The 22,253-nt window shown below is 67.5% G+C and carries 20 protein-coding genes and 15 tRNA genes; 7 read left to right on the forward strand and 28 right to left on the reverse strand.

Features of this window, described 5'->3' with window-relative positions:
- Positions 1-7: 7 nt before the first annotated feature.
- Positions 8-1,177, forward strand: a complete 1,170-nt coding sequence (locus IPG50_28385; protein ID MBK6696097.1) for a hypothetical protein — start codon at positions 8-10, stop codon at positions 1,175-1,177.
- A 202-nt stretch (positions 1,178-1,379) separates the two neighbouring features.
- Here the strand turns inward: IPG50_28385 and IPG50_28390 are convergent.
- The 23 genes from IPG50_28390 to IPG50_28500 all read right to left on the reverse strand — a co-directional run bounded on the left by IPG50_28390 (position 1,380) and on the right by IPG50_28500 (position 13,511).
- Positions 1,380-1,468, reverse strand: a tRNA-OTHER gene (locus IPG50_28390).
- Between the two features lie 63 nt (positions 1,469-1,531).
- Positions 1,532-1,604, reverse strand: a tRNA-Val gene (locus tag IPG50_28395).
- Between the two features lie 5 nt (positions 1,605-1,609).
- Positions 1,610-1,692 (reverse strand) — tRNA-Leu (locus IPG50_28400).
- A 40-nt stretch (positions 1,693-1,732) separates the two neighbouring features.
- A tRNA-Leu gene (locus IPG50_28405) sits at positions 1,733-1,805 on the reverse strand.
- Between the two features lie 31 nt (positions 1,806-1,836).
- Positions 1,837-1,909 (reverse strand) — tRNA-Val (locus IPG50_28410).
- A 40-nt stretch (positions 1,910-1,949) separates the two neighbouring features.
- Positions 1,950-2,023: transfer RNA gene (locus IPG50_28415), tRNA-Pro, on the reverse strand.
- A gap of 49 nt (positions 2,024-2,072) precedes the next feature.
- Positions 2,073-2,144 (reverse strand) — tRNA-Gln (locus IPG50_28420).
- Positions 2,145-2,286: 142 nt separating this feature from the next.
- Positions 2,287-2,359: transfer RNA gene (locus IPG50_28425), tRNA-Thr, on the reverse strand.
- A 217-nt stretch (positions 2,360-2,576) separates the two neighbouring features.
- Positions 2,577-2,649: transfer RNA gene (locus IPG50_28430), tRNA-Glu, on the reverse strand.
- Between the two features lie 468 nt (positions 2,650-3,117).
- Positions 3,118-3,185, reverse strand: a tRNA-Cys gene (locus IPG50_28435).
- 44 nt (positions 3,186-3,229) lie between these two features.
- Positions 3,230-3,303: transfer RNA gene (locus IPG50_28440), tRNA-Gly, on the reverse strand.
- 65 nt (positions 3,304-3,368) lie between these two features.
- A tRNA-Ala gene (locus tag IPG50_28445) sits at positions 3,369-3,440 on the reverse strand.
- A 171-nt stretch (positions 3,441-3,611) separates the two neighbouring features.
- Positions 3,612-3,684 (reverse strand) — tRNA-Glu (locus IPG50_28450).
- A gap of 100 nt (positions 3,685-3,784) precedes the next feature.
- A tRNA-Asn gene (locus IPG50_28455) sits at positions 3,785-3,856 on the reverse strand.
- Positions 3,857-4,044: 188 nt separating this feature from the next.
- Positions 4,045-4,115 (reverse strand) — tRNA-Gln (locus tag IPG50_28460).
- 679 nt (positions 4,116-4,794) lie between these two features.
- On the reverse strand, positions 4,795-6,057 hold the full coding sequence (locus tag IPG50_28465) for an SUMF1/EgtB/PvdO family nonheme iron enzyme (GenBank protein ID MBK6696098.1): 1,263 nt from the start codon (positions 6,055-6,057) through the stop codon (positions 4,795-4,797).
- 12 nt (positions 6,058-6,069) lie between these two features.
- On the reverse strand, positions 6,070-7,500 hold the full coding sequence (locus tag IPG50_28470; GenBank protein ID MBK6696099.1) for a sigma-54-dependent Fis family transcriptional regulator: 1,431 nt from the start codon (positions 7,498-7,500) through the stop codon (positions 6,070-6,072).
- Positions 7,501-7,504: 4 nt separating this feature from the next.
- The gene (locus IPG50_28475) at positions 7,505-8,008 is read right to left on the reverse strand and encodes a peroxiredoxin (GenBank protein MBK6696100.1); all 504 of its coding nucleotides are present in this window, start codon (positions 8,006-8,008) and stop codon (positions 7,505-7,507) included.
- A gap of 84 nt (positions 8,009-8,092) precedes the next feature.
- A complete protein-coding gene (locus IPG50_28480; GenBank protein MBK6696101.1) occupies positions 8,093-8,308 on the reverse strand; it encodes a hypothetical protein in 216 nt (71 codons plus the stop codon).
- 10 nt (positions 8,309-8,318) lie between these two features.
- Entirely contained in the window at positions 8,319-8,696 is a 378-nt protein-coding gene (locus IPG50_28485) for a hypothetical protein (GenBank protein ID MBK6696102.1), read from the reverse strand.
- A gap of 207 nt (positions 8,697-8,903) precedes the next feature.
- Positions 8,904-10,037, reverse strand: coding sequence for an iron-containing alcohol dehydrogenase (locus tag IPG50_28490; GenBank protein MBK6696103.1), 1,134 nt, complete (start codon positions 10,035-10,037; stop codon positions 8,904-8,906).
- A gap of 126 nt (positions 10,038-10,163) precedes the next feature.
- On the reverse strand, positions 10,164-12,569 hold the full coding sequence (lon, locus tag IPG50_28495) for an endopeptidase La (GenBank protein MBK6696104.1): 2,406 nt from the start codon (positions 12,567-12,569) through the stop codon (positions 10,164-10,166).
- A gap of 345 nt (positions 12,570-12,914) precedes the next feature.
- Complete coding sequence (locus IPG50_28500) at positions 12,915-13,511, reverse strand: TetR/AcrR family transcriptional regulator (GenBank protein MBK6696105.1); 597 nt, start codon at positions 13,509-13,511, stop codon at positions 12,915-12,917.
- A 111-nt stretch (positions 13,512-13,622) separates the two neighbouring features.
- On the opposite strand from IPG50_28500, the gene IPG50_28505 reads away from it, so the two are divergent.
- The gene (locus IPG50_28505; protein ID MBK6696106.1) at positions 13,623-14,195 is read left to right on the forward strand and encodes a hemerythrin domain-containing protein; all 573 of its coding nucleotides are present in this window, start codon (positions 13,623-13,625) and stop codon (positions 14,193-14,195) included.
- A 157-nt stretch (positions 14,196-14,352) separates the two neighbouring features.
- Complete coding sequence (locus IPG50_28510; GenBank protein ID MBK6696107.1) at positions 14,353-14,799, forward strand: hypothetical protein; 447 nt, start codon at positions 14,353-14,355, stop codon at positions 14,797-14,799.
- 53 nt (positions 14,800-14,852) lie between these two features.
- On the opposite strand, the gene IPG50_28515 is transcribed toward IPG50_28510, so the two are convergent.
- On the reverse strand, positions 14,853-15,857 hold the full coding sequence (locus IPG50_28515) for a hypothetical protein (protein ID MBK6696108.1): 1,005 nt from the start codon (positions 15,855-15,857) through the stop codon (positions 14,853-14,855).
- Between the two features lie 661 nt (positions 15,858-16,518).
- Here IPG50_28515 and IPG50_28520 point away from each other — a divergent pair.
- Both IPG50_28520 and IPG50_28525 read left to right on the forward strand, forming a co-directional pair.
- On the forward strand, positions 16,519-17,157 hold the full coding sequence (locus IPG50_28520; protein MBK6696109.1) for a hypothetical protein: 639 nt from the start codon (positions 16,519-16,521) through the stop codon (positions 17,155-17,157).
- Positions 17,158-17,231: 74 nt separating this feature from the next.
- Positions 17,232-17,486 (forward strand): DUF4169 family protein, encoded by a 255-nt coding sequence (locus IPG50_28525; GenBank protein ID MBK6696110.1) that lies wholly within the window; start codon positions 17,232-17,234, stop codon positions 17,484-17,486.
- Positions 17,487-17,593: 107 nt separating this feature from the next.
- Here the strand turns inward: IPG50_28525 and IPG50_28530 are convergent, their stop codons facing one another.
- From IPG50_28530 to IPG50_28540, 3 genes are all read right to left on the reverse strand, one after another.
- Complete coding sequence (locus IPG50_28530; GenBank protein MBK6696111.1) at positions 17,594-18,181, reverse strand: hypothetical protein; 588 nt, start codon at positions 18,179-18,181, stop codon at positions 17,594-17,596.
- A 56-nt stretch (positions 18,182-18,237) separates the two neighbouring features.
- Entirely contained in the window at positions 18,238-19,593 is a 1,356-nt protein-coding gene (locus tag IPG50_28535; GenBank protein MBK6696112.1) for a hypothetical protein, read from the reverse strand.
- 125 nt (positions 19,594-19,718) lie between these two features.
- A complete protein-coding gene (locus IPG50_28540; GenBank protein MBK6696113.1) occupies positions 19,719-20,288 on the reverse strand; it encodes a hypothetical protein in 570 nt (189 codons plus the stop codon).
- 105 nt (positions 20,289-20,393) lie between these two features.
- Between IPG50_28540 and IPG50_28545 the strand changes: the two genes are divergently transcribed.
- The gene (locus IPG50_28545) at positions 20,394-20,759 is read left to right on the forward strand and encodes a hypothetical protein (GenBank protein MBK6696114.1); all 366 of its coding nucleotides are present in this window, start codon (positions 20,394-20,396) and stop codon (positions 20,757-20,759) included.
- A 55-nt stretch (positions 20,760-20,814) separates the two neighbouring features.
- Complete coding sequence (locus tag IPG50_28550) at positions 20,815-21,660, forward strand: hypothetical protein (GenBank protein MBK6696115.1); 846 nt, start codon at positions 20,815-20,817, stop codon at positions 21,658-21,660.
- Positions 21,661-21,667: 7 nt separating this feature from the next.
- Here IPG50_28550 and IPG50_28555 read toward each other — a convergent pair whose 3' ends face one another.
- Positions 21,668-22,183 carry a hypothetical protein gene (locus IPG50_28555; GenBank protein ID MBK6696116.1) on the reverse strand — a complete coding sequence of 172 codons (516 nt, stop codon included), beginning with the start codon at positions 22,181-22,183 and terminating at the stop codon, positions 21,668-21,670.
- Positions 22,184-22,253 lie beyond the last annotated feature (70 nt).

Here is a 22,253-nt window from a genome sequence, read left to right on the forward strand (position 1 = left end):
ACCGCTCATGCGTGGGTCCGCCATTGTGTTCGTTTGGTTCGCGCTCGCGGCGGCCGGTTGCGAAGCCTCTTCCGAACCGAGCGTGACGCCCGACGCGGCAGCGCCGGCGGCCAAGCTGCCTTCGCTTGGTCTCAACGACGTGTCGGTACTCCTGCCGGTCCCGAGTTCGCCGTCCGCTCCCGGGTACCTGGGCCCGACCAGCGCGGGCGAGCGCGGTGAGCTCCTGCCCATGGCTGTCTACGACGCGATCCCGCCCTTCCCTGTCGTGCCAAAGCAAGGGCTCGACTACACGCGCTTGCGCGCCGTGGCGGTGCGCTTCGACGGATGTTTCCGACACCCGCAGAGCGACTGCGAGGCGCAGATTCGTCTCGTCATGCAGCCGATCACGGACAAGGGCGACACGCGCGATTCAGCCGTTCACCTCTTCTACAAACTCTCGGACGCCGAACTGCCGGGGCTGGTGCGGGAGCTGCGCCGCCTCCGCTCGCTCGCGCCGGAGGTAGCCGACGGACCGCTCGACGTGCATGCAGGGTTTGCGGCCCAGGGCGGCGAGGGCCCGTACGCGACGGCGCTGAACGCGCTCGTCCTTCGCCTCGCCGGCGAGCAGAACTTCATTCGCATGACCTTCTTCCTCCGGGCCCCGCCCACCAACGAGGTCTGGTTCTTTGGAGGCTTCGACCGCAAGGACGGGGTCCTTGCGCAGCTCGACATCGTCGGCGTTGGAAAGAGCAATCAACGGGTTATCCTCACGCCGTCGGACGGCGGCTACAGCTTCGACTTTCTTCCCGTCGAGAAGGCCCCCGAAGACACGTCGCTGCTCCTCTCGAGCGACGGCGCGAAGGCCGCGTCGCGAGAGGCGCTCGAGAAGGCCCTGGGGGCCTTCGCGCGCATCGAGAATCCCGCGAAGTACTCACCCGACGACCTGCCCTGCGCCGGGTGCCACGTCTCGGCTGCCGTCACCGGCTATGCCAAGCAGAACCTTCAGGCGGAGCTGTCGAAGATGCCCGACGCGTTCACGTCGACGCGCGACCTGTCGCTCCGCGGCGGGGCCTCAGGGTTCACGTCGTCGCTGCGCGCGTTCGGTTGGTTCGGCAAGAACGCGATGATTAGCCAGCGCGTCGTCAATGAGAGCGCGGCCGTGGTGGACGACTTCGAAAAGCGGTTCCCCGAGAAATAGGGGGGGCGACTCACCGGTTCTGCGACCAGAGCGCGATTTCTGCGGGATGGTGGAAGCCTGAAGCAAGAGGTACTCGCGTTCCGCGAGCGCACCAGCAACCCAGATCGAGGCGTGCGCGGACGTCCGGGAGATGCGCAGGTTTGTAGGGCGGTGGTTCTTCGACAACCGATGCCATGCAAGGGCGCACGACGCCCGGCGAAGGAGGAAGGTAGAGGACTCGCACCCCACGCCGCTCTTCGCGGCGCGCACTGTTTTCGAGACAGGCTTGGCCCTGAGGCCAATTTACCTTCCACACGCGGCTGACGAGCGCGACGCGCGACAGCGCCGATATCGTGCTGACGTGCGACCAGCCGGTGCGGGGCGAGAGGATCGAACTCTCCTGGGTCTGCTTGTAAGGCAGGTGCTCTCACCAGAGAGCGAGCCCCGCAAAAGTGCCACCGGAGGGAGTTGAACCCTCATGCGCGAATCGCGCGCAGGTTCTCAGCCTGCCGTGTATGCCGTTCCACCACGGTGACGCGTGAAGCACGCATCGAGTCGAACGACTCGACGCATGAGTACCGACGGTCCGATTCGAACGGACACTGAGCACGTTCTAAGCGTGCGGCCTCTGCCGTTGGGCTACGTCGGCGAAGTTGGCTACCGCGAAGGCGCGGCAGCGGTGCGGGGAGCGAGGATCGAACTCGCCCAATTCTCCTTGTCACAGAGACGCCATCACCAGATGGCTTCCCCCGCGGATGCACCATGACGCCGCGCGGGCGGCTCACGGTGCCTTTGGTCTGAGTGGCACGGATCGAACGTGCATCTCTCGGTCCCAAGCCGAGAGCTCTGCCTTTGAGCTACACCCAGATGATTCATGCGGAGCGGCAGCGCGCGGCAGGCGGCGGGCCGTTCGAAGCTCCGGAGGAAGGATTCGAACCTTCGTTCTGCGGGTCAAAGCCGCATGTCCTGGCCGTTGGACGACTCCGGAAGAGTGGGTCGCTGCGGATGGAGTCGAACCACCACGGTCGGGCTTATGAGGCCCGCCTTCCTGCCGGGACGCAGCGTTGCTTTCGTGACTTGCTTTCGTGACTTGCTTTCGTGACTTCGCGAGCGCGCGAGCGTTCGCGCCGAGCCGCCCGAGGGAATCGCACCCTCCGTCTCCTCGTTACCAGTGAGGTGCCCCGCTATCTGGGCCTGGGCGGCGGCTTGCAAGGACGTAAACGGCAGCAAGGTGTGCGAAGACACGAGCGCAGCGATCAGCGATCGTTGCTCTCAACGCCCAAGGTTGATGTAGTCCTCACGGCATCTGCCGCTTCCGTCGTCGTTTCTGTTGTGCCTCCGCTCGGAGTCGAACCGAGCCATCGAGCTTCGGACGCTCGAGACCGCTTCCGGCGGAACGAAGGCGCGAGTCAGTCGCCAGCGTCCCCAACAGGAGTCGAACCTGTGTTTTCTGGATGAGAACCAAACGTCCTTGGCCGCTAGACGATGGGGACAGGTAGCAAGTAGGCGAGGCGGAGGCAGGCTCCGCGACGACGCTCCACTCGAAACGACGCCCCTGCTTCCGCGAGGCGAAGACCGATGCGGAAGCGCCTCGGCCTGGCGAGGCGGCGGAGGGGAGGCGTCGCGGGGGGGGGGGGGGGGGGGGGGGGGGGGGGCGGGGGGGGGGGGGGGGGGGGGGGGGGGGGGGGGGGGGGGGGGGGGGGGGGGGGGGGGGGGGGGGGCGGGGGGGGGGGGGGGGGGGGGGGGGGGGGGGGGGGGGGGGGGGCCCCAGACCGGAACCACTCCAAAGCATAGCAATAGGCGGAGGCAGGCTCCGCGACGACGCCCCATTCGAAACGACGCCCTCGCTTCCGCGAGGCGAAGACCGAAGCGGAAGCGCCTCGGCCGCCGAGGCGGCGGAGGGAGGCTCTTTCTTGCGGAACGCAAGAAAGAGGGAACCCGCCCAGGGTTCCCCTAAACCGAGAGCCGAGAGGGAATCAAACCCTCGCGCACGGATTTGCAGTCCGCGCTCCTCTCAGAGATTCGGCTCGAACGTGGCCACGGGCGACGCTTGGAGGAGCGCCGTGTGGCACGTGGAGCGGACAGCGGGAATCGAACCCGCATCAGCAGTTTGGAAGACTGCGGTCTTGCCTTTCGACGATGTCCGCGGATACCGGCTACCACCACGACGCGCGCCACTTTTTTTTACGCGCGACGTGGTGGTACCTGGCGGTGGAAGCCGATGGGAATCGAACCCACATCCTCCGGGTGCAAACCGGGTGCTCTCCCGTTGAGCTACGGTCCCAAACTTCATGCACGGAGCGTCACGCTGAGCCGGCGTGAGCGCTTCGCAGGGTGACGTACGGGGATCGAACCCGTCTCCGTCGGTTCACGGCCGACCCTCGTCCCAGACGAGCAACGTCACCATCGATGGAGCGCGCGACACACGACGAAGCGGCGTGCGATGCGCGATCGGAGTTCCTGGCGGGAATCGAACCCTGCATCTTCCGGGTGAAAGCCGGAGATCTTCTCCATTGGACGACAGGAACGAGCGCGAGAGATTTCGCTCCAGCGGAAGGACTCGTAACTTCGCGTCCGCGAGCGCCAGCGAGCGGCGGCGCGAAGTCTAAGTCCTAGCGACTTGAGCGGCTCCAGCGGAAGGACTCGAACCTTCACACCCCCGGTTAACAGCCGGGTGCCCTGCCATTGGGCCACGCTGGAATGTTGTTGTGGCGCGCCGTGCGCCGAGAGTCGCTTGAGGCGGCCTCCGCGCACGAAGCGGTGATGGCGATCACCGCGCGCGCCAAAACGTCTTGGCATCGAGTTGTCAAAGAACAGCGCTTGGAGGCGAGCGCGGGCGCGCGGCACCCTTCGATGCAGCGAGCTCGCAACCGACACGCAAGCCAGGGCTCCGGGCGCAGGATTCGAACCTGCGTTTCTGGGTTCAGAGCCCAGCGTCCTCCCGCTAGACGATCCCGGAACGTCGCGAAGCCATGAGGCTTCGGGCCATCAAGTGTGATTGAGTTAACGTTTTACCGTGTTGAATATCTTGTTTGTATTTGCCCGCGTGGGGTAGACGCGGCGGCATCTCCGAACCGGCCCGCCGATGGTGGAGGTCGGACCTTCGGGCAAAAGAGCGCGAGCGGCACCCGGAACACGGGCCCGTGGCACCGGCCAATCCCGAGCGCCCCGAACGGGACGACTCGAGACAGGCGCGCACCGGCGTTCGACACCGCGCCGGTGGGCCGCACGCGGCCCTGAAACGCGGAAGGCCACCCGGGGGGGTCTCCCAGGTGGCCCTCGAAGGTCTGAAACCTTCTGTTGGCGTACCCTAGGATGGCCCCCGCTGGACCGGCATGACCGCACCCTGGAGGGTGGCATGCTCGGCTTCGAGCCCGAGCCCGGCTTGCGCCGCCCGACACTCGAGCGTCGCGACGGTCGCGCACAAGCCCTGCACCGAGGCAGGTCGCGCGTTTGGCTGCGAGTTTGAGGAGGGGGAGTTCATGGCGAGCTCGTTGGATGCGTGGTCTTCGACGCGGGAAGCGCGCCGACCATTCACTTGTGCATCAGGATCGCCCGGCGGTCAAGTCCGCGGCGCGTTTTTCAAACATTTTGTTTGGGGGTTGTGCGCGCGTACTTCAAACCTCATTGTTTGAAGCTCAATGCCGCTTAGGCTCGCCGACCTCGACGCGTCCGAAGCTGTAGCCGAATTCGCGGACGAACGTTCCGGCCTTGTCGATGCCCCACATGCGAAGGCGCTTCGCGTTGCCAAAGAGCACGACCTCCGAGAGTTGGTAGCCGGACTCGATGCTCGCGAGGAGCTGCACGTCGACGGTCCCGCCACCAGCGCGCACGAGAGGCGCGCCGGCATCGGCACTTGGCGGCTGGTCCATGCGCTCGTCAACGGTCGGCTCCGCTTCGACGATGCGCGCGACGAGCACGCCGCAGCGCGCGCGCTTGTCGACGCCAGCGTCTACACGGGGCGCCGCAACGCTGTCGATGCATCCCGACACGATGCGCAGCTCGTCGTTGGGCGTCGGACGCCAGAACCAGGCGACGCGGGCGACGAACTCGGCGTCGCCTTGCCCGCCGCCGAGGGCCTTCGTTCCGACGCTCCTCAGCGCGGTGGCGGCCTTCTGCAGCTCAAGGGCGCGCTCGAAGACGATGACCTGCGGGTCCGGCACCTTCACGACGGCGAGGTTGGGCTCACCGGCGCAGCAGCGAAAGCCGGTGGCCGGACTCTTCGTCGTCCCGCCGCGAGCGATGGCGTTGGCGCACCGGCCGACGATCTCACCGGCCTCGGCGTTCCCTCCGCGCAGGACATGCAGCACCGCGGGGCGAGCCGCGGCGCCACGATTCCACACGCTGTCGGTCCATTCCCACGCACCGCCGTGCAGCTCCATGACGCCGAAGCCGCTCTTGCACGCGGTCCGTTCGCCTGATGGCCGCCGTGCGGCCACGAGAGCCGGTCGCCCCGTGTCGCAGACGTTCTCCTTGTAGGCGTCCCCGTATTCGTAGGTGCTGTTGCTGGGGCCCTTGCACGCGCGCTCCCATTCGAGCTCCGTGCACAGGCGCTTCTTCTCCGCGGAACACATTCGCGCCGCGTCATCCCGGGTCACGTTCGTGGTGGGGATCCCGCCCGCTTCGTTCGGATACGGCAGACGGTCGATGTAGAAGGCTTTGAGCGCTACGGGGACGCCCGCGGCTTCTTCCTCGGCGATGCGAGGGGCGCGACCCCTGGGCGTGCCGGCGCGCAACACGCCTTCGGGGATGAGGATCATGCCCGGACGCTCGGGCGCGGTCGCCGCCTTGGGCAAGGCCGCAGGGGCCGCCGAAGCGTCGAGGCTCCCCCCCTTGTCGCGAATGGAGCAGCCGCCGAGCACCAGCGCGGTGGTCGCGAGCGCGGCCGTGCGTCGACGCATGAAGGCGCCCCTTTAGTCGCCCTTCGGACCTTCGCTCTCGCGAAGGCCCAGCTCCTTCATCTTCAGCTGCAAGCCCTTGCGCGAGATCTTCAGCAGGCGCGCCGCGTGCGTCACATTTCCGCTCGTCTGCGCGAGCGCGCGACTCACGAGCTCACGCTCGAGGCGGCTCATGGCCACGCGCACGTGCTCCTTGAGGCCGCCGTCGCCGGCGAGGGCCTCCGCCAGGTCGTGGCCCTCGGCGGCGATGAGCGCGGCGTTCTCCGCGTGCGAGCCGCGGACTTCCGGCGGCAACGCGCCGATCGTGAGCCTTTGCGTGTCGCAGAACAGAACTGCTCGCTCGATGACGTTCTCGAGCTCGCGAATGTTGCCGGGCCACGGGTAGCTCACGAGCACGTCCATCGCCTCCGCGTCGACGCCCGTGATGGCCTTCTTGAGGCGCTCGTTGAACTTGCCGAGAAAGTGATCGACCAGGTGGGGAATGTCGCTCGTACGGTCGCGGAGCGCGGGGAGCTGAATCGGAACGACGTTCAGTCGGTAGAACAGATCCTCGCGAAACGCGCCCGACGCCTTGAGCTTCTTCAAGTCTCGGTTCGTCGCCGCCACGAGCCGCACGTCGACGCGGATGGTCTTGATGCCGCCGACGCGCTCGAACTCGCTCTCTTGAAGCGCCCGGAGGAGCTTCACCTGCATCTCGAGGGGAATCTCGCCGATCTCGTCCAAGAACAAGGTTCCGCCGTTGGCGAGCTCGAAGCGACCGGGCTTCGACGCCACGGCGCCCGTGAACGCGCCCCGCTCGTAACCAAAGAGCTCGCTCTCGATGAGCTCCTTGGGAATCGCGGCGCAGTTGACCTTGATGAACGGCTTTCCGCGGCGCGACGAGTGGTCGTGAAGCGCGCGGGCCACGAGCTCTTTGCCCGTGCCGCTCTCGCCGGTCACCAGCACCGTCGTAGGCGTGTCGGCCACGCGTTCGAGCACGGCGAAGAGCTCCAAGATCTGTGGCGACTGACCGATGATGTCGAAGCGCGCGTCCTTGGCGGCCTTCGCTGGTGATGCGTCGGCTTCGGCGAGCTGCTTCGTCTTGAGGGCCTTGGCGACGATCTGCCGAACCTCGTCCCAATCGAAGGGCTTGGTAAGGTAATCGAAGGCGCCAATCTTGAGCGCTTCGACGGCCGTATCGACGGTGCCGTGCGCGGTGATCATCACCACCGGCAGATCGGGCATCTCCTCCAGCGCGCGCCGCAGGAGCGTCATGCCGTCGACCTTGGGCATCTTGAGGTCGGTGATGACGAGGTCGATGTGGTTCTCACCCAAGAGGCGCAGACCTTCGGCGCCGTCTTCCGCCGTCATGACGTCGTAGCCGTCGCGCGAGAGCTGCGCCGAGAGCACCTTCCGAAGGTTGACCTCGTCGTCGACGATGAGGACCTGCTTCTTTTCCGGGAGCATGCCGTCAGCCCAACTGCTTGAGCATCGTCTGGGCGTCGCTCACTTCAAACTTGCCACGCGCCTCGACGTTGACCTGCTTGACGACGCCGCCGTCGACGAACATCGAAAAGCGCTTCATGCGAAGGCCCATTCCGCTCTCGCTGAGGTCGAGTTCGAGACCGAGCTTCTTCGTCAGCTCGCCGCTGCCGTCGCCCAACATGCGGAGCTTGCCGATGGCATGTTGCTCGCGACCCCAGGCGGCCATCACGTAGCCGTCGTTGACCGAAACGCACCAGACCTCATCAACGCCCTTGGCCTTCAGGGCCGGCAACGCTTCGAGGTAACCGGGGACGTGTTTCGATGAGCACGTGGGCGTGTACGCGCCGGGCAGGCCGAAGACGACGATGCGCTTGCCTTGCGTGGCCTCGCGGACCGAGACCTTACCCGGCGAAACGGGGCACGCTTCGCCAAACTCCGTGGACTCGTAGAGCGTCGCGTCAGGAATTGGGTCGCCGATTTGGATGGTCATGGGGCCTCGCGAGAAGTGAGGCGACCACGATCGTTTATATGTTTTCTTCGCGCAAGGGTCGTCGGTTCCGGCGGAAGAGGAGTCCTAGGCGGCAAACGGCGGCAAAGACCAGCCTGAGAGCCACAGGAACCATCGCCGCTGCGCGTCGAAGCGGGGCGCCACTGGCCGCTTTCCAACGAACGTGAGGTCATGGCGCCTTTGCCGCAGCTCGCGCGGCGAGGGCACCCGCGGCGGCGCGACGCCGACGGAGCACAGCGTGCGGGCGCTCGGCGGCGGCGGGCTGTCAACGACGAGCATCATCTGAGGGGTGTCACGGGTGCCGACGCGAAGAACGCCGCCTCCGAGTCGTCAATCTGGTCGGCGCGGCCGCGCTCTCACCGATGTCGGCCAGCTGAGCGTCGACCTCGAAGGGGTCGGCCACAGCGATGTGTGGCTCCGTTGGCGGCTCGCGGGCGTCGACGTCGGTGACCGAAACTGGTGCCTCGTCGTGCTGGTCCCCTTGCGAGATAGCGTTCGCGGGCGGCGCCTCGCGCACGTCGGGCGCAAACGTCTCGAGCACATTCTCGGGGTACGTCGCCGGGAAGAGCACCGTCCGCTCCGAGTCGACGGCCGCCGCGGCAGGAATGCGGATGCCGCTCTGCGGCGTGAGGAGCCCGTAGATGAGGGTCTGCTTCCTCTGCTGTTGCATGAGCGGCAACGGAGCACTCGACGTGCCAGCGGCATCTCCGCGAGATCGCGCGCACGCGTCTGCAGCGGTGCCGCTCGCGCGCGTGAGTCGAGGCCGCTCGATGCCGCAGCGTGCAGTCGCTCGCAGCGATGATCGGCGAGAGCACCGCCCATGATCGCTGCGATCGTGGCTAATTTTGGCGGCTTCCGCCCCCGCCGAAACGTCGCCTTAGAGAGACGCTTCGTAGAGCGCTGCAAGATCGTCAGCCGTCGTCGGCTTCGGATTCGACCGATGGCACGCGTCCTCGAAGGCCTTCGCGGCGAGCTTCGGAATGTCGTTCTTGGTCACGCCCTCTTTGCCAAGGCCGCTCGGAAGACCGATGCGTGCGCGGAGGTCCCGGAGCGCGTGCGACAAGCTCGGCGCCTTGCTGTCAAAGAGGTTCTTCACACGTTCGAGCTTCTCTGGGGCCACGGCCTCGTTGAAGTCGACAACGGCAGGCAGGCACAACGCGTTGGCGAGCCCGTGATGCATGTCCTTCTCGCTCGACAGCGGATGCGCGAGCGAGTGACACGCGCCGAGACCTTTTTGGAACGCGACGGCGCCCATCATCGCGGCCTTCATCATGGCGCCGCGCGCCACGAGATCGCCGGGCACCGCCACGGCCTGCGCGAGGTGTTTCGCGCACAGCTCCAAGCCCATAAGGGCGATGCCATCGGCCATGGGATGATCGCCAAGCGCCACGAAGGCTTCGAGGCAGTGAGTCAATGCATCGAACCCGGTGGCGGCCGTGATGCGCGCCGGCATGCTCGTCGTGAGCTCGGGATCGAGCACGGCCGTCTTGGCCAAGAGGTACGGGCTGAAGATCACGGTCTTTCGCCCCGTGGCTGCCAGCGTCACGACGCCGGAGCGCCCCACTTCGCTGCCCGTCCCCGCCGTGGTGGGCACGGTGACAATAGGGGGCACGTTCGCGGTGACGAAGCGGTCGCCTCCCGTCGCGTCGTCGTAGTCGACGAGGGGCCGCTCGTGCGTGGTCTTGAGGGCGATGAGCTTGCCCACGTCGAGCGGCGCGCCGCCGCCGACGGAGACGATGATGTCGGCGCCGTGAGCCTTGTACGCGGCGACGCCGTCCATCACGTTCTCTTCGACGGGGTTGGCAGCCACGCGATCGAAGAGCGCCGCGGGAACGCCGCCCTTCTCGAGGATGCCCTGCACCTTGGCCGCGATGCCGATCTTGACGACGCCAGGGTCGACGACGACGAGCGCTCGCTTGCCTCCCGCCGCTTTGACCACGTCTGCCAATCCGGCGATGGCGCCGGCGCCGAAGACGATGCGGGTGGGAAAGCTCCAGGTGACGAGGCTCATGCGAACTCCTTGGCGTGCGCCGCAACGGGCGGCGCGGCCGAGTCTATCGCGACGGGGCGCGGCGCGAACCGCCAACATGGCGCCACCTTGGCGGCCGACGGAGCGCCCGTCTTTTCCCGCCCGGCCTCAGACGGGGACCACGCCGGCGGCGTTGGCCACAGCGTCTTCCGCGGCGATCGTCGGCTCCGCGAGGGCCGCCGCGAGGACGTCGCTCATGTCCTCGGCGAAGACGATGTCGAGCGAAGCGCGAACCTCCGCCGGCACGTCGTCGAGGTCGCGCGCGTTCTTCTTCGGCAGGATCACGCGCTTCATGCCAGCGCGATGCGCCGCGAGCACCTTCGCCTTGATGCCGCCTACGGGGAGCACGCGACCGCGAAGGGTCACCTCACCGGTCATCGCCGTGTCGGGGCGCACCGGTCGGCTCGTGAGGAGCGACGTGAGCGCTGTGAAGATCGTGACGCCGGCGGAGGGACCATCTTTGGGCACGCCGCCAGCAGGCACGTGCACGTGCACGTCGTTGTTCTCGAAGAAGTCCGGGTCGACGCCCAAGAGCTCGGCGTGACTTCGCACGTAGGTGAGCGCCGCGCGCGCTGACTCCTTCATGACATCCCCGAGCTGCCCGGTGATCTCTAGGCGGCCCTTTCCGCGCATGCGCGACGTCTCGATGAAGAGGATGTCGCCACCGACCGGCGTCCAAGCGAGGCCCGTGGCCACACCGGGAAGCGCCGTGCGCTCCGCGACGTCGGCGAAGAAGCGCGGCTTGCCGAGGACCCGATCGAGATCGCCTTGGTCGAGGGTGATGGGCGCCAAAGGGGCATCCGCGGCTTGGGTCTTTGGACGCCGCGCAACCTCCAGCGCTACGGAGCGACACATGCGCACGATTTGGCGCCCGAGCTGACGCACGCCCGCCTCGCGGGTGTACGCGGAGATGGTCTCCTTGAGCGCATCGGTCGTAATCGAGACGGCGCCTGCCGCCATTCCGTGCTCCTTGAGCTGCTTGGGGATGAGGTGGTTCTTCGCGATGTGGAGCTTCTCTTCGAGCGTGTAGCCGCCGAGCTCGACGACGTCGAGACGGTCACGGAGCGGCGGCGAGAGCGGCTCCAGCGTGTTGGCGGTGCAGATGAAGATGACCTCCGAGAGATCGAACGGCGTCTCGAGGTAGTGATCAGTGAAGGTCTTGTTTTGCTCGGGGTCGAGGACCTCCAAGAGCGCCGCCTCCGGTGAACCGCTCCACCCGACCATGAGCTTGTCGACCTCGTCCAAGAGGACGATGGGGTTTTTGACCTTGGCCTTCCGCAGCGCGTGAACGATGCGCCCCGGGAGCGCGCCCACGTAAGTGCGACGATGGCCGCGCACCTCCGCTTCGTCGCGCACACCGCCGAGGGCGATGCGCACGAAGGGGCGGCCCGTGGCGTCGGCGATCGACTGACCGAGGGACGTCTTGCCGACGCCCGGCGGCCCCACGAGGCACAGGATCTGACCGCGACGGTTCTCCGGCGAGAGGCTGAGCACCGCCATGTGCTCGAGGACGCGCTTCTTCACGTCTTCGAGGCCGTAGTGATCTTGGTCGAGCTTCTGGGCGATGGCGTCGATGTCGTGTTTCGCGTCGGCGCGCGCCGACCAAGGCAAGTCGGCGAGCCACTCGAGGTACGAGCGAATGACGTTCCACTCGGCCGACTGCGCCGACATGGACTCGAGCCGCTTGAGCTCCCGGTTGGCGACGCCGCGCGCTTCGTCCGGCAGCCCCGCCGCGTCGAGGCGCTCTCGAAGACGCTGGACGGCGTCCGAGTCGTCGTCACCGAGCTCCTTCTTGATGGCGCGCAGTTGCTCACGAAGGAGCGCGTCTCGTTGGTTCTTGCCGATCTCTTTGCGCACCTCGCTCTCAATCTTCTTCTTCACGTCGGCGGCGCCCTTCCGCTCCTCGGCGAAGGCGGCCACGAGCTCGAGTCGCTCCGCGACGTCGAGCGCCTCGAGGACGCGCATCTCCTTCTCGGTCGAGAGCCCGAGGCTTGAGGCGACTTGGTCGGCGAAGAGCGACGGGTCATCACCCTCGGCGAAGGCGAGCGGTTGCGCGAGGCCGCGCTCGGCGAGCGCGAGGACATCTTGGTGCAGTCGTTCCGCGAGCGTGTTGGCGTTCGCGACGTCGGTGTTGACGTCCAAGAGCAGCTCGCCGTCGCCGCGCCAGTAGGGTTCGCGCACCGTCAGGCGATCGAAGCGAAAGCGTCCGAGCCCTTCAATGACCAGGCGCATCTCCGAGTCGGAGACGCGTGTAAGTTGCACAATTCGGGCGAAAACGCCGGTCGTGTAGAGATCGTCCTGACCGGGGTCGAGGAGCGACGCCTGCTTTTGCGTCACGAGGCCGACGATGTCGCCCGGGTGAACGTGACGAAGAAGGGCGACGGACTTCTCGCGGCCTACGGGCAGCGTGACCCGTGTGCCGGGAAAGACGACGCCGTTGCGCAGGGGGAGGATCGGGAATGGGTTCGTGGGCGCTTGGGCGCCACCGCGGAGACTTCCAAATTGCGTGGTCATGCAGCCTCATCTCGCGCGCGCCACGAGTGCGCGTGCGAAGGAGCAAGAGGTTTGAGGGCGCTCCCGCGCCCGATTTTCTGCCTGAGCCGGCGGGCCCAGAGCCATCGCCGTTGAGCGATGAACGAAACCTAAGTTCGTTCATGAGGCGGTCAAGGGGGCCTGCGACGGATGGAGGACAACGGAGGCGACCACAGACCGGAACGCGTCGCCGGGCGCGACCGGCCGGTCGGGAGGCGGGCGCGCGGGGCGCCGGCCCCAACAGTTAGCATGCAAACTGCCCCTCCCCGGCCCGGCCCTCGCGCCCTCCCCCCCGGGCCGCTTCGCCCTCGCGGGATCGTGTCGTCGCTATCGCCGGACGAGGCCGTAAAGAACGACGCGGTGAAGCGCTTCGAGGCGTTCCGTCAGGCCGGCACACTGGCCGAACACCATCGGTGGGCCGAACGCTGCGTAAGCCTGGAGGAGCGCCGCGGCGCAGTCGGCCACGTCCGGGCAGTCGAACTCCCCTGCGACGACAGCCTCCGTGAGGAGCACGGCGAGCAGCTCGTGCTCCGCCGCCTTGTAGCGTCCATGCGCCGTCTTCACCGCCGGATTCACGCAATGCACGAGATCGCGCGCGTGGGCGCCCTCCCGCTCGATCGTTTGAAAGGCGGCGAGGCGCGCGTCGAACATCCGCCGAAAGCGCTCGACGAAGGTGCCGCCGCCCGCGAGGGCATGCCGCATCGCGTCGAGAACCGCTTGGTGACGGCCGGCCGAGAGCTCCTCGACGATGGCCTCTTTGGACGGGAACTCGAGGTAGACCGTTCCGACGCCAACCTCGGCTTCGCGGGCAATTTCGGCGATCGTGGTCTTCTGGGGGCCGTAGTGCCGAAGGAGCCGTTCGGCCGCCGCCAAGATGAGCGCGCGCCGCTCGTCGTGAGGCTGGTTGGAGCCGGTCCGCGTCACGAACGGAATGATGAACGATTTTCAGCGGCGTTCATACCTGGCGTTTTGCAAGGTATGCTTACACCCTTGCCTTCGGGGCCCAGCGTCCCATTCACCCATGAAGTGCCGGCCGTGACCCTCAAGCAAAGTCGCTCGCTCTTGCCCTGGGACCCTCCCAGCAACTGCGCGTGCGTCTCCGACTTGCTGGCCGATTGCCACGCTCGCATCCGCTACTTCGCAGACCTGGCGGTGCGCCTCGCGGAGGGCGAGTCGTGCCCCGTCGACGCGGCCGAAGCGGCCGCCCGGATCCGCCGCTACTTCACCGAGGCCTACCCGCTCCACCTCGCAGACGAGCACGACTCCGTCCTGCCGCGACTGCGCGCGCGGGCGCCCGAAGTGGAGCCGCTCCTCCAGCGACTCGAGCTCGAGCACCGGTGCTTGGACGCGAAGCTGCCCGAGTTGCTCGACGTCTGCGACGGCCTCGAGAGCGGCGACGCGACGCGGTGCCGTGAGGCGGTGCAGAAGCTTCGGATGCTTGGAGAGTGCATGCATACGCTCCTCTACGCGCACCTCGAGAACGAAGAGCAGCAGCTCTTTCCGCTCTTGCGCGAGAAGCTCACCGCCGAAGACGTCGACGCGATCCGCGGTGAGTTTCGCGAGCGTCGCGCCGCCATGATGAAGAAGGCCAGCGGCGACGCAAGCTGAAGGGAGCCGCTGAGGCGGGCCTGCCCCCACATGCGCCCCGTGATCGATTCGCTCCTAGTGGGGTGATCGGCGTTGGGACTTCGGGAGCGGCCCTCGGCGCAAGTGCCTGAAAAGCGCCGAGGCCTGGCATGGCCTTGGCCTTGCGTATGGGCTCGTCATGCACCAAGCCGCGTTCGCCAAGCCGCAGCGCCGATACGTCGATGCAGACGAAACCGAGGCGCCCCCGCTCCAAACGGGAAAGCGGCGACGCGCAGAATCGGCCCGCACAGTGCCAGCCCTTCGTCCGCTCGACATCGCAGCCTTGATGGAGCCGCACGTGGGCGACATCAGCGAAGTGACACCTGTGCTCATGCTCGCGCCCAGCCTGGCGCCTCAATGGCCGCAGCCGGAGCCTCGCCCTCGAACGGAGGCGACGAACGCCGCGCCGGCCCCCATCCTGACCGAGGACTTCTGGAAGGAGCTCGATCGTCAAGAGCGGCGCGAGCGCCGGCGCGCGTTGGTCGTGGCGGTCGTCATCGGGGTGGCCGTTGGGTTGACAGGAGCGTTCACGGCCATGGGCGCCGACTTCACGGCGCTGCGCGGTCTCGTAAGCGTGGCCCGCTGAGGAGAGCCAGCTCGCAAGACACCGCTCATGCTGCTCGACACGAGCGCGCTGCGTTAGCGCGCTGGCGCCAGAGCGATCTCAAAGGGCGATGTTGCGGCGTCGCGATGCGGAACCTCGCCACCGCCAATCGGACCCGGCGTCACTGCGTTCGAGCCCCAGGTCTCGAACTTGGTGATTCGGGCGATGCGGCCCGGAAGCATGTGGCCCTCCACGCGCGTGAACGCGCTGTTCCACGAAGAGTTCCCCACTCCGGCGCCGCTCAGGCTGAAGCTGCCGTCGGCGTTCACCGGAGCCGCGTTCGTGGGCGGAGCCGAAACGTTTGTCGTGAACGGTTCCACATACCAACGCTTCTCCCAGGGCTCAGTTCCCGTGTTGTACGGGTATCGGTATGAGAGCCGCATCGACGCCATGCCGCTCATCGACCGACCGCCGCCCGCTATCGTGAACGCCCCGGTCCCCACGAAGGTCTCGCCCACCAAGCCAGCACTCCAGCTCGGTGTCTCGACCGGCGGCGTTTGCGATGAGCCGCCAGCTGATGCCGTCCCCTTCGAGAGCGTCACCGTAAACGTCGTCCGGCGCCGGTTGTACTCATCAAGCATTACGTAGTGCGTTCCGCTGCGAACCACGGCGTGCGTCACCTTGCAGGTGGCGCCGGGAGAGCCGTTGTCGTGCGCGCAGCTGGCGAGCGCGCGAAAAGCGTCGTCGCCGATCCTCACCGAGGCGGCCAACGTCGACGAGCCTTGCGCCGGCTGCGCAGAAACGTCGATGACGATCACGTCGCCGGCGGCGGCGGTGACCCGAAGCGCGCGGTAGGGCGCAGGCGAGTTGTACGCGACGTCGTAGTCGACGGTCTTGGTCTCGCCATACGCGATGCTCCCAACGACGCGAACGCTGTCGGCACGTAGCTCACCGGCGCTCTCGGCGACGTCCGTCGCGTCAGCGCCTGCGCAAGCAAGGACCCAGGCGGCGCAGAGGCCAGCGAGCAAGCCTCGGCAGAGTGATCGGGGCACCTTCGCGCGCAGCGGTGACGCGAGGCGCCGCGATGACTCGACGCTCATGCCGGTCGTAGAGAGGGGATTGCCAGTGCGTGTTGTGCCCATACGCGGTGACCTCGCTGACCTGGTGCAGCGCTCGTGCCGCGAGGAAACGCGCTTGGCGCAGCGGTATCTGCCTCCATTCCTTTGGTGGCCCGCGAAGGGGCGCGTCGCGCCGTGGTCGAGCGCCGCGGAACGATCCCGAAGGGCGGGACCGCGAGTCCCGCTGCTTGGAGGGGCGGTCGGTCGAGTGCGCGTGGCGGTGCGCGCGTGTGGCGTGTCGGGTGCCGGTGGGTGGGGGGCCGGGCCGGGCGGGGCGGCGCGCCGGGTGCGGGGGGGGGGCGGGGGGGGGGGGGGGGGGGGCGGGGCGGGGGCGGGGGGGGGGGGGGGGGGGGCCGGGGGCGGGGCGGGGGGGGGGGGGGGGGGCGGGGCGCGCGGGCGGGGCGGGGCGGTGGCGGGTCGCCAAGACCCGGCGGCGGGGCCGCGCGGCCGGTCCGGGTCCGCGGAGACACGCCACACAGGGGAGGGCAGCTCTTGCTCGCGGGCGCGGACAACCGTGTTCGCTCGTTTCGCATCCCTCGCAATCTTCGGCGTTCTCTGCGCTGCGCCGACACTGGCCTTCGCTGAGTCCGGTCCGGCCGCGACGCCACGATCAGGGGACGATGAGCTCGCCGCAAGTCGGCACGTGCTCCCGTCGCTCGAACGCGGGTTCGCATACGGCGCGGACCGCGCCTCGGAGCGCTCGCTCGACGGCTCCGAAACGAGCGCGCGCTGGAGCGACGGTCTTCGCGGCGTCATGGCGGTCGACGCCCCGGCGGCGGTCATCGCGGTGCGCGCGCCGCGATTGGCAGCGGACGTTCGCTTGAGCCACGGACTCACGCTCGGCGTCGCGCCGATCCTGTGGCACTCGAGCGAGGCCACAGAACACTCCTACGTGAGCGCCGTGCGAGACAACTGGGTCGGTGGTGCGGCGCCACGCGTCGGGTATTTCCTCCCGCTCTCAAGCGTCGCTGGTCTCTGGCTGAAGGCTCAGTTGCCGCTCACGTACGTCGCCTCGCGCGTCGAGTGGTCGAGCTACAACAAGGGTCTTGCGCAGTCGACCTTGAGCTCGTCGACGGCGCATTACCTCGGCCTCGCAATGTCGCTCTCGCCGTCCTTGCTCCTTGGCTCCAAGGACGTCGCGCTTTCCTTCACCCCCGAGCTCGACCTGCCCATCGCGGGCTCACGCTGGGAGTCCCAGTCGAGTCCGCTCGCCGCGCCAAAGGCGTCCTCCTTCAGCGCGCTCGCGATCCTCGTCTCGATCGGACTTGTGGTCGCTCTGTAGGTCGCTGCACCTTGCTACCGCGGCAACGCGCAAATGGCCAAGGCGGTCCCCGGCGTGGCACCCTTATACGGTCGATGGCCGGCAACGTCGTCAACCTGAATCGCTTCCGAAAGAAGAAGCTGCGCGAAGCGAAGGCTAAGCAAGCCGAGATCAATCGCATCCGACACGGACGGACGCAGGCCGAGAAGGATCGCGAGCGGCTCGAGCGCGAGCGCGCTGTCCGCGCCATCGATGGCAAGCGTTTCGAGCCTGCCGCTGGCGAGGCTACCGCCGCTTCATCTGATGCGGCCCCGACCGAAGAGCCAACCCCGAAGTCGCAAGACGAGTAGCTGAGCGCTGAGCGTCCGATGGCCGTCGCGCGCGCCGAGTCAGCGCTGACAGACGCCGGTGCCGCTCGGTTGCATCAGGCAACGCGTTCCACTTCGCGGCGCGCGGGTCACCGCCAGTTGCCGCACACGCTCATGATCGCGTTGTAGCAAGCCTGAAACTCGCCGCAGTTCGGCTTGCTGAGGCAACCGCTGAAGCTGCTTCGAGCCGCGTCGTTCATCGCGGAGAAGTAGTCGCAGTGTCCGGTGAAGCTGTTCTTGCCGGGGTCGTTGCACCCTCCCTCGGCAGGAGACTTGGCCGCCTTGGACTGGCACGCGGAGATGAAGTCTCGAACGCCAGCCTCGTTGATGTGTCCTTGAACGGACAGGTCGATGAAGTCGTCGATGTCCTTCTTGCAGTCGCGCGTGGCCATGCTCTCCGAGATGGATGGAGCGTCCCTGAAGTTCGCCCACATGCACCTCGCCGCGAGGCAATCCTGTTCGCCAACCCGGGGCCGCAGCGTTCCGCCATCGGGATCACACTCGAGGGCTCGCTTCTTCGCGCCCTCGCAGGCCGAGTCCGCGGAGCTGCCGGCGTTCGCCGAACCGGTTTTCGGACCGGATGCAGGACCGGTTGCGGAGTCGGAGCTGCACGCCAAGAGCGCGGTGAAGGCCGTGGCTGTCACAAGACCAAGACGCGCTAGAAAGGCCTGCTTCATGGGGCGTTCTTGGCACATCGTGAAGCGACCGTCGAGGCGCGCTCCGCTGTCGCGAATTAGAGACACCGCTGAATCGGGACGGGGCTGCGCTCGATGCCGTTAGTCCCCGTGCCCGGTCGATAGCCCCAGCACCACAAGGTCTTGTCCTTCTTGATGGCGCACGCGGTGCGCATGCCCACGCTCACTTGCGCCACGTCGGTGCCGAAGCTCGTCAACGGGACGGGCGATGCTCGATCGATGTCCGTGCCATCACCAACGACGCCCTCGAAGTCCGCACTGTTCGGGCCCCAACAATGGAGAGAGCCGTCGGTGCGCAGGGCACAAGCGTTGCGCCAGCCGCTCGCGAGCGAGGCGACGGAACTTCCGAAGGCGCTCACGGCGCTCGCTGCGCCGGTCCCGAGCCAGCACGAGATGGTGCCGTCATTCTTGCGAGCGCAGGCGTCGACGCCCGGCGCCGGATTGCCTTCGTAGGGTCCCACCTGGGCCACGTCCGAGAGCCCGGAAATCGCCGTCGTCGTCGCCGGCCGGTATCCCGCCGGCGCGCTCGCCGTGTACGTGAGCGCGCCGATCCAGCAGGCGACGCTCTTGTCTGGGAGAAGCGCGCACCCGCGCGTGGAGGGCATCGCCACCGCCAGCGGCGACACGCCCGCTACGAGGAAGGGGGTCGGCGTCCACTGCTTCGAATCCAGCGCGCATGTGCCCAGGTTGACGTCGCCCCACGACGCCGCCGAGCCGTCCTGGTTGATGACGAACATCGAGCCGTATTGCGAGCCGACGACTTGCTTCGCCTGCGTGAGCCCGCTCACGGCGCCAAGGGTCGCGCGCGCGGTCTTCGTGCCGTCGCCAAGCTGCCCGCAGTCGTTGTCACCCCAGGCTTGCACACTGCCGTCACCGAGGACGACGAAGACCGAGGAGCGACCGAAGGCGACACTCTTCGCGTCGGCGATTCCCGTCACCTTGGTCGGCGCATAGAGATGGGACGGGTTTTTGCCAGGAAACGCGCGATCGAGATCCCAACAGTAAAGGTCACCGGCGAGATCAATCGCGCAAACGCCGCCAAGGAGATCGTGCGACGCCGTGACACTCGCGGCAAGGAAAGGTGGACAAGTGGCCGCATCGGACGCGTCCGCGCCGTCGGCGCTCGCATCAAGCGCCGCGTCGAGAGTCGCGTCCGCATCGCCGCCCGCGTCGGAGGAACCGCCCTCGCTCCCGCCGTCTACAACGAGCGACGCGTCGACCATCGCAGCGTCCGCGGGCTCGGCGGCGGACGCGTCATTCCCTTGCGGCGCGCTCGCGTCGCTGGCGACGGCCGGGTCTGTGGTGGCGTCCCCGCACGCCGCGAACACCGTTCCGAGCCCGATGATGGTGGAGGTAAGGACGAGCGACGAGCCACGAAGAGCGAGAGGATGCATGGTCGCAAGGAGGCCAGCTCGTGAATGGGATTGCAAGGTCGTCACGCCGCAGCGCCAGGAACAAGACCCTTTGCATCGCGTGCCTCGGGACCTGTCGGTCGCGTCGCCGTCGGGGAGGCGCGAGCTCAGTGCGCTTTGTATCCGTCCCCGACGCGCGCGCTCCCTCGCTCTGGGGCCTTGAGGTCCGTGAGCTTGAGGCGACCTTCGACGCGGCCGATCACGAAGACAGTGTCCTTCTCGCCGTTGCTGACGGGGAGCTTGAAGTCGTTGATACCTCTTTCGAGGGTCGCGGCGAGCTTGGCCTTCCTCGTGGCGTCGGACTTCGCGGGATCGATGCCCTCGAGCCCTTCGCAGACGATCCCAAGCCCCTCCGCGTCGCGGAGCATGCCGACCGAGTTCGAGCAGCGCTTGCCGGTGGTGCCGCCGCATTTGTCGGGGCTCGTCTTCAGGTGGTACTGCAACGGGAGCTGCGCGTGCTCTTTCACGTAGGCCGCGTTGCCGCTGCGAGCCGCGGCGCACAGGGCCTCCACGAACGTGATCGGCTCGGTAGGCGCCGTCGTCGGGACCTCTGTTGGCGCGAGCTTCGTGTCCGTGGGCGTCGGGGCCCCGTTCTCAGCTTTGTTTGTGCGACACGCGAACAGGAGCGTCAGCGCCGCTCCCATGACGACCCCAGTCCACTTGGAAGAGTTGCTCATGCTCAAACGGACGGGCGAGGACCGTAAGCGAAACGTAAATGGTCGTTTCGCTCCCGAAGACACCCCGGGCGCGGCGTGCTCCCACTTTGGCTAGCATTGCCGACCGTGAGGAAGCCGCCCAACGCTAACCAGGTGGCGAACGCTCGCCGGCGCGCCGCCGAGCACTTCGCCGCCGCCCTCGAGCGCGTGACCTCACGCGACGAGGCGTGGCGCTTCGTGCTGTCGGGGCCCCGAGGCGCCGCGCCCGGTGCCGATGCCTACCTCCGGCTCGCGCACTTCCTCAAGCACGACGTCCCGCCCGACGGTGCCTCGGTCGCCGAGTGTCGAATGTATCTCGCGCTCGTAAGGCGCTTCTTGAAGGCGGGGTCGATCGACGAGGCGGAGGGCAAGCGGCTGCTCGGTGTCTTGAACCAGTTCGAGTCGACGCTCGAGTCGCGACGGCCCGCCGGCAAGGGCGATGGGACGCGGTGACGCGCTCGACAGCACTCCACGGGCCTCGCGCTGGTCCTTGTGTATCCTGCGCACCATGCGATTGGCATCTTGGTGGGCAGCGGCGGGCATAATCCTTTTGGGCTGCAGCAAGTCGGAGCCGGCGCAACCAGCGGCGCCGGTGGCAACCGCCGCGACGGGGTCGGCGGCGGCGTCGAGCGACGCAGGCAAGCGCGTCGAGACCTCGAGCGACGCGAGCGCCGGTCTAGCCCGAACACCAAGAGCGCTCGACGACGCGGTATGGGCGCCGGGCGTCTCGCGCCACATCATCAGCCACAACAACAAGCAGCTTGCGTTGCTCGAGGTCACGAGCACCGGGGTCACGTTGAAGGTCGAGGCAGAGGGCAAGAGCGCCGCCGACTTCAAACAAGAGTGGGCCGCGCTCCACCCCGAGAAAGGCTTCGACGAGAGCATCCACGCGCCGCGGAAGGGAAACGAGCGCGGGCCGCTCGAATCCCATCGATTTGGCCCAACCGACAGCGCGTGGAAGTTGTTGCTGAAGGAGAAGCTCGAGGCACGTCGCTTCAGCCTCGGCAGCGTGCCGCGTTGGCCAGACTCCACACCTCCGACGCCGATGCGGGAGTTCGTCGCCGAAGAGAACGGGAAAGAGCTCGGCGTGATCTCGTTTTCGAACAACAACGCGACGCTGAAACGCTCCGCGTCCGACGGCGGAGGCTTGTTCTTCAAGAGCTTCTTCGAGTCCGCCGTGTCGGAGCCGCCGCTGATTGTGTTTTACGCGCGCCCCAGCGGCGACGCTGGCGCCGACACGCTGGTCGTCGTCAAGTCACGCCCCGGCGAGGCGAGCTACCCTGCGGCGGTCCGCGCTTACTTCGCCACACACATCAACCGCTACGACCGGTACGTGTACACGGTCATCCCTTAGTGGTCGGTCACGGGATGCGCTCACGCTCCGCAGACGGGCAGCGATCGCCAACGTGATCGACCCAGCACTCCTCTTCAGCCGGCCTCGGCGCGACCGGCCTCGCGCCCGGCGTGAGGTTCGTGAAGATCGAGGTGAGGAGAATGCCGCTGTCATCCTCGCGACGGTGGCTCGTGCGTAGGAACACGTTGTTGACGCGTCCTCGGACGTCGATGTCTAGGACGAGCTGCACGGTGCGCGCGCCGCCGCTTCCTTCGAGCGAGACCTCCGACACGAAGGCCTTCTCGGCGATGTTCGTCGGTGTGTTGGCGATGCTCCCCGTCGGACGAATGCCTTCCAGCACGAGCTCCTGCGAGAACCGGGTGGGCGGATCGCTGGGCAGGATCCCGGGGAGGTCGGTCGTCAAGCGGGCGCGCCTCGTTGGGACTTGCCCCGCGCCGCCGAGCGGGGGCATCGGCTCCAAGAACTCGATTTGGAATTGCCCCTGACCGACGAGGGCGGCCGCTCCGGGCGGCGAGCGCCACATGCGCTCGCTCGGTGGCTTCTGAGCGCATGCGGCGTCACAGGTTGTGGTGCTCCTGAAGAAGGGTCCGTCG

Source organism: Myxococcales bacterium, assembly GCA_016703425.1.
GTDB lineage: Bacteria > Myxococcota_A > Polyangia > Polyangiales > Polyangiaceae > JADJCA01.

Bases quoted from the DNA above. Each gene is read 5' to 3' on its own strand.
- IPG50_28385 (MBK6696097.1), top strand. From the start codon at position 8: ATGCGTGGGTCCGCCATTGTGTTCGTTTGGTTCGCGCTCGCGGCGGCC.
- IPG50_28465 (MBK6696098.1), bottom strand. From the start codon at position 6,057: ATGCGTCGACGCACGGCCGCGCTCGCGACCACCGCGCTGGTGCTCGGC.
- IPG50_28470 (MBK6696099.1), bottom strand. From the start codon at position 7,500: ATGCTCCCGGAAAAGAAGCAGGTCCTCATCGTCGACGACGAGGTCAAC.
- IPG50_28475 (MBK6696100.1), bottom strand. From the start codon at position 8,008: ATGACCATCCAAATCGGCGACCCAATTCCTGACGCGACGCTCTACGAG.
- IPG50_28480 (MBK6696101.1), bottom strand. From the start codon at position 8,308: ATGATGCTCGTCGTTGACAGCCCGCCGCCGCCGAGCGCCCGCACGCTG.
- IPG50_28485 (MBK6696102.1), bottom strand. From the start codon at position 8,696: ATGCAACAGCAGAGGAAGCAGACCCTCATCTACGGGCTCCTCACGCCG.
- IPG50_28490 (MBK6696103.1), bottom strand. From the start codon at position 10,037: ATGAGCCTCGTCACCTGGAGCTTTCCCACCCGCATCGTCTTCGGCGCC.
- lon (MBK6696104.1), bottom strand. From the start codon at position 12,569: ATGACCACGCAATTTGGAAGTCTCCGCGGTGGCGCCCAAGCGCCCACG.
- IPG50_28510 (MBK6696107.1), top strand. From the start codon at position 14,353: ATGCACCAAGCCGCGTTCGCCAAGCCGCAGCGCCGATACGTCGATGCA.
- IPG50_28515 (MBK6696108.1), bottom strand. From the start codon at position 15,857: ATGAGCGTCGAGTCATCGCGGCGCCTCGCGTCACCGCTGCGCGCGAAG.
- IPG50_28525 (MBK6696110.1), top strand. From the start codon at position 17,232: ATGGCCGGCAACGTCGTCAACCTGAATCGCTTCCGAAAGAAGAAGCTG.
- IPG50_28530 (MBK6696111.1), bottom strand. From the start codon at position 18,181: ATGAAGCAGGCCTTTCTAGCGCGTCTTGGTCTTGTGACAGCCACGGCC.
- IPG50_28535 (MBK6696112.1), bottom strand. From the start codon at position 19,593: ATGCATCCTCTCGCTCTTCGTGGCTCGTCGCTCGTCCTTACCTCCACC.
- IPG50_28540 (MBK6696113.1), bottom strand. From the start codon at position 20,288: ATGAGCAACTCTTCCAAGTGGACTGGGGTCGTCATGGGAGCGGCGCTG.
- IPG50_28550 (MBK6696115.1), top strand. From the start codon at position 20,815: ATGCGATTGGCATCTTGGTGGGCAGCGGCGGGCATAATCCTTTTGGGC.
- IPG50_28555 (MBK6696116.1), bottom strand. From the start codon at position 22,183: ATGTGGCGCTCGCCGCCCGGAGCGGCCGCCCTCGTCGGTCAGGGGCAA.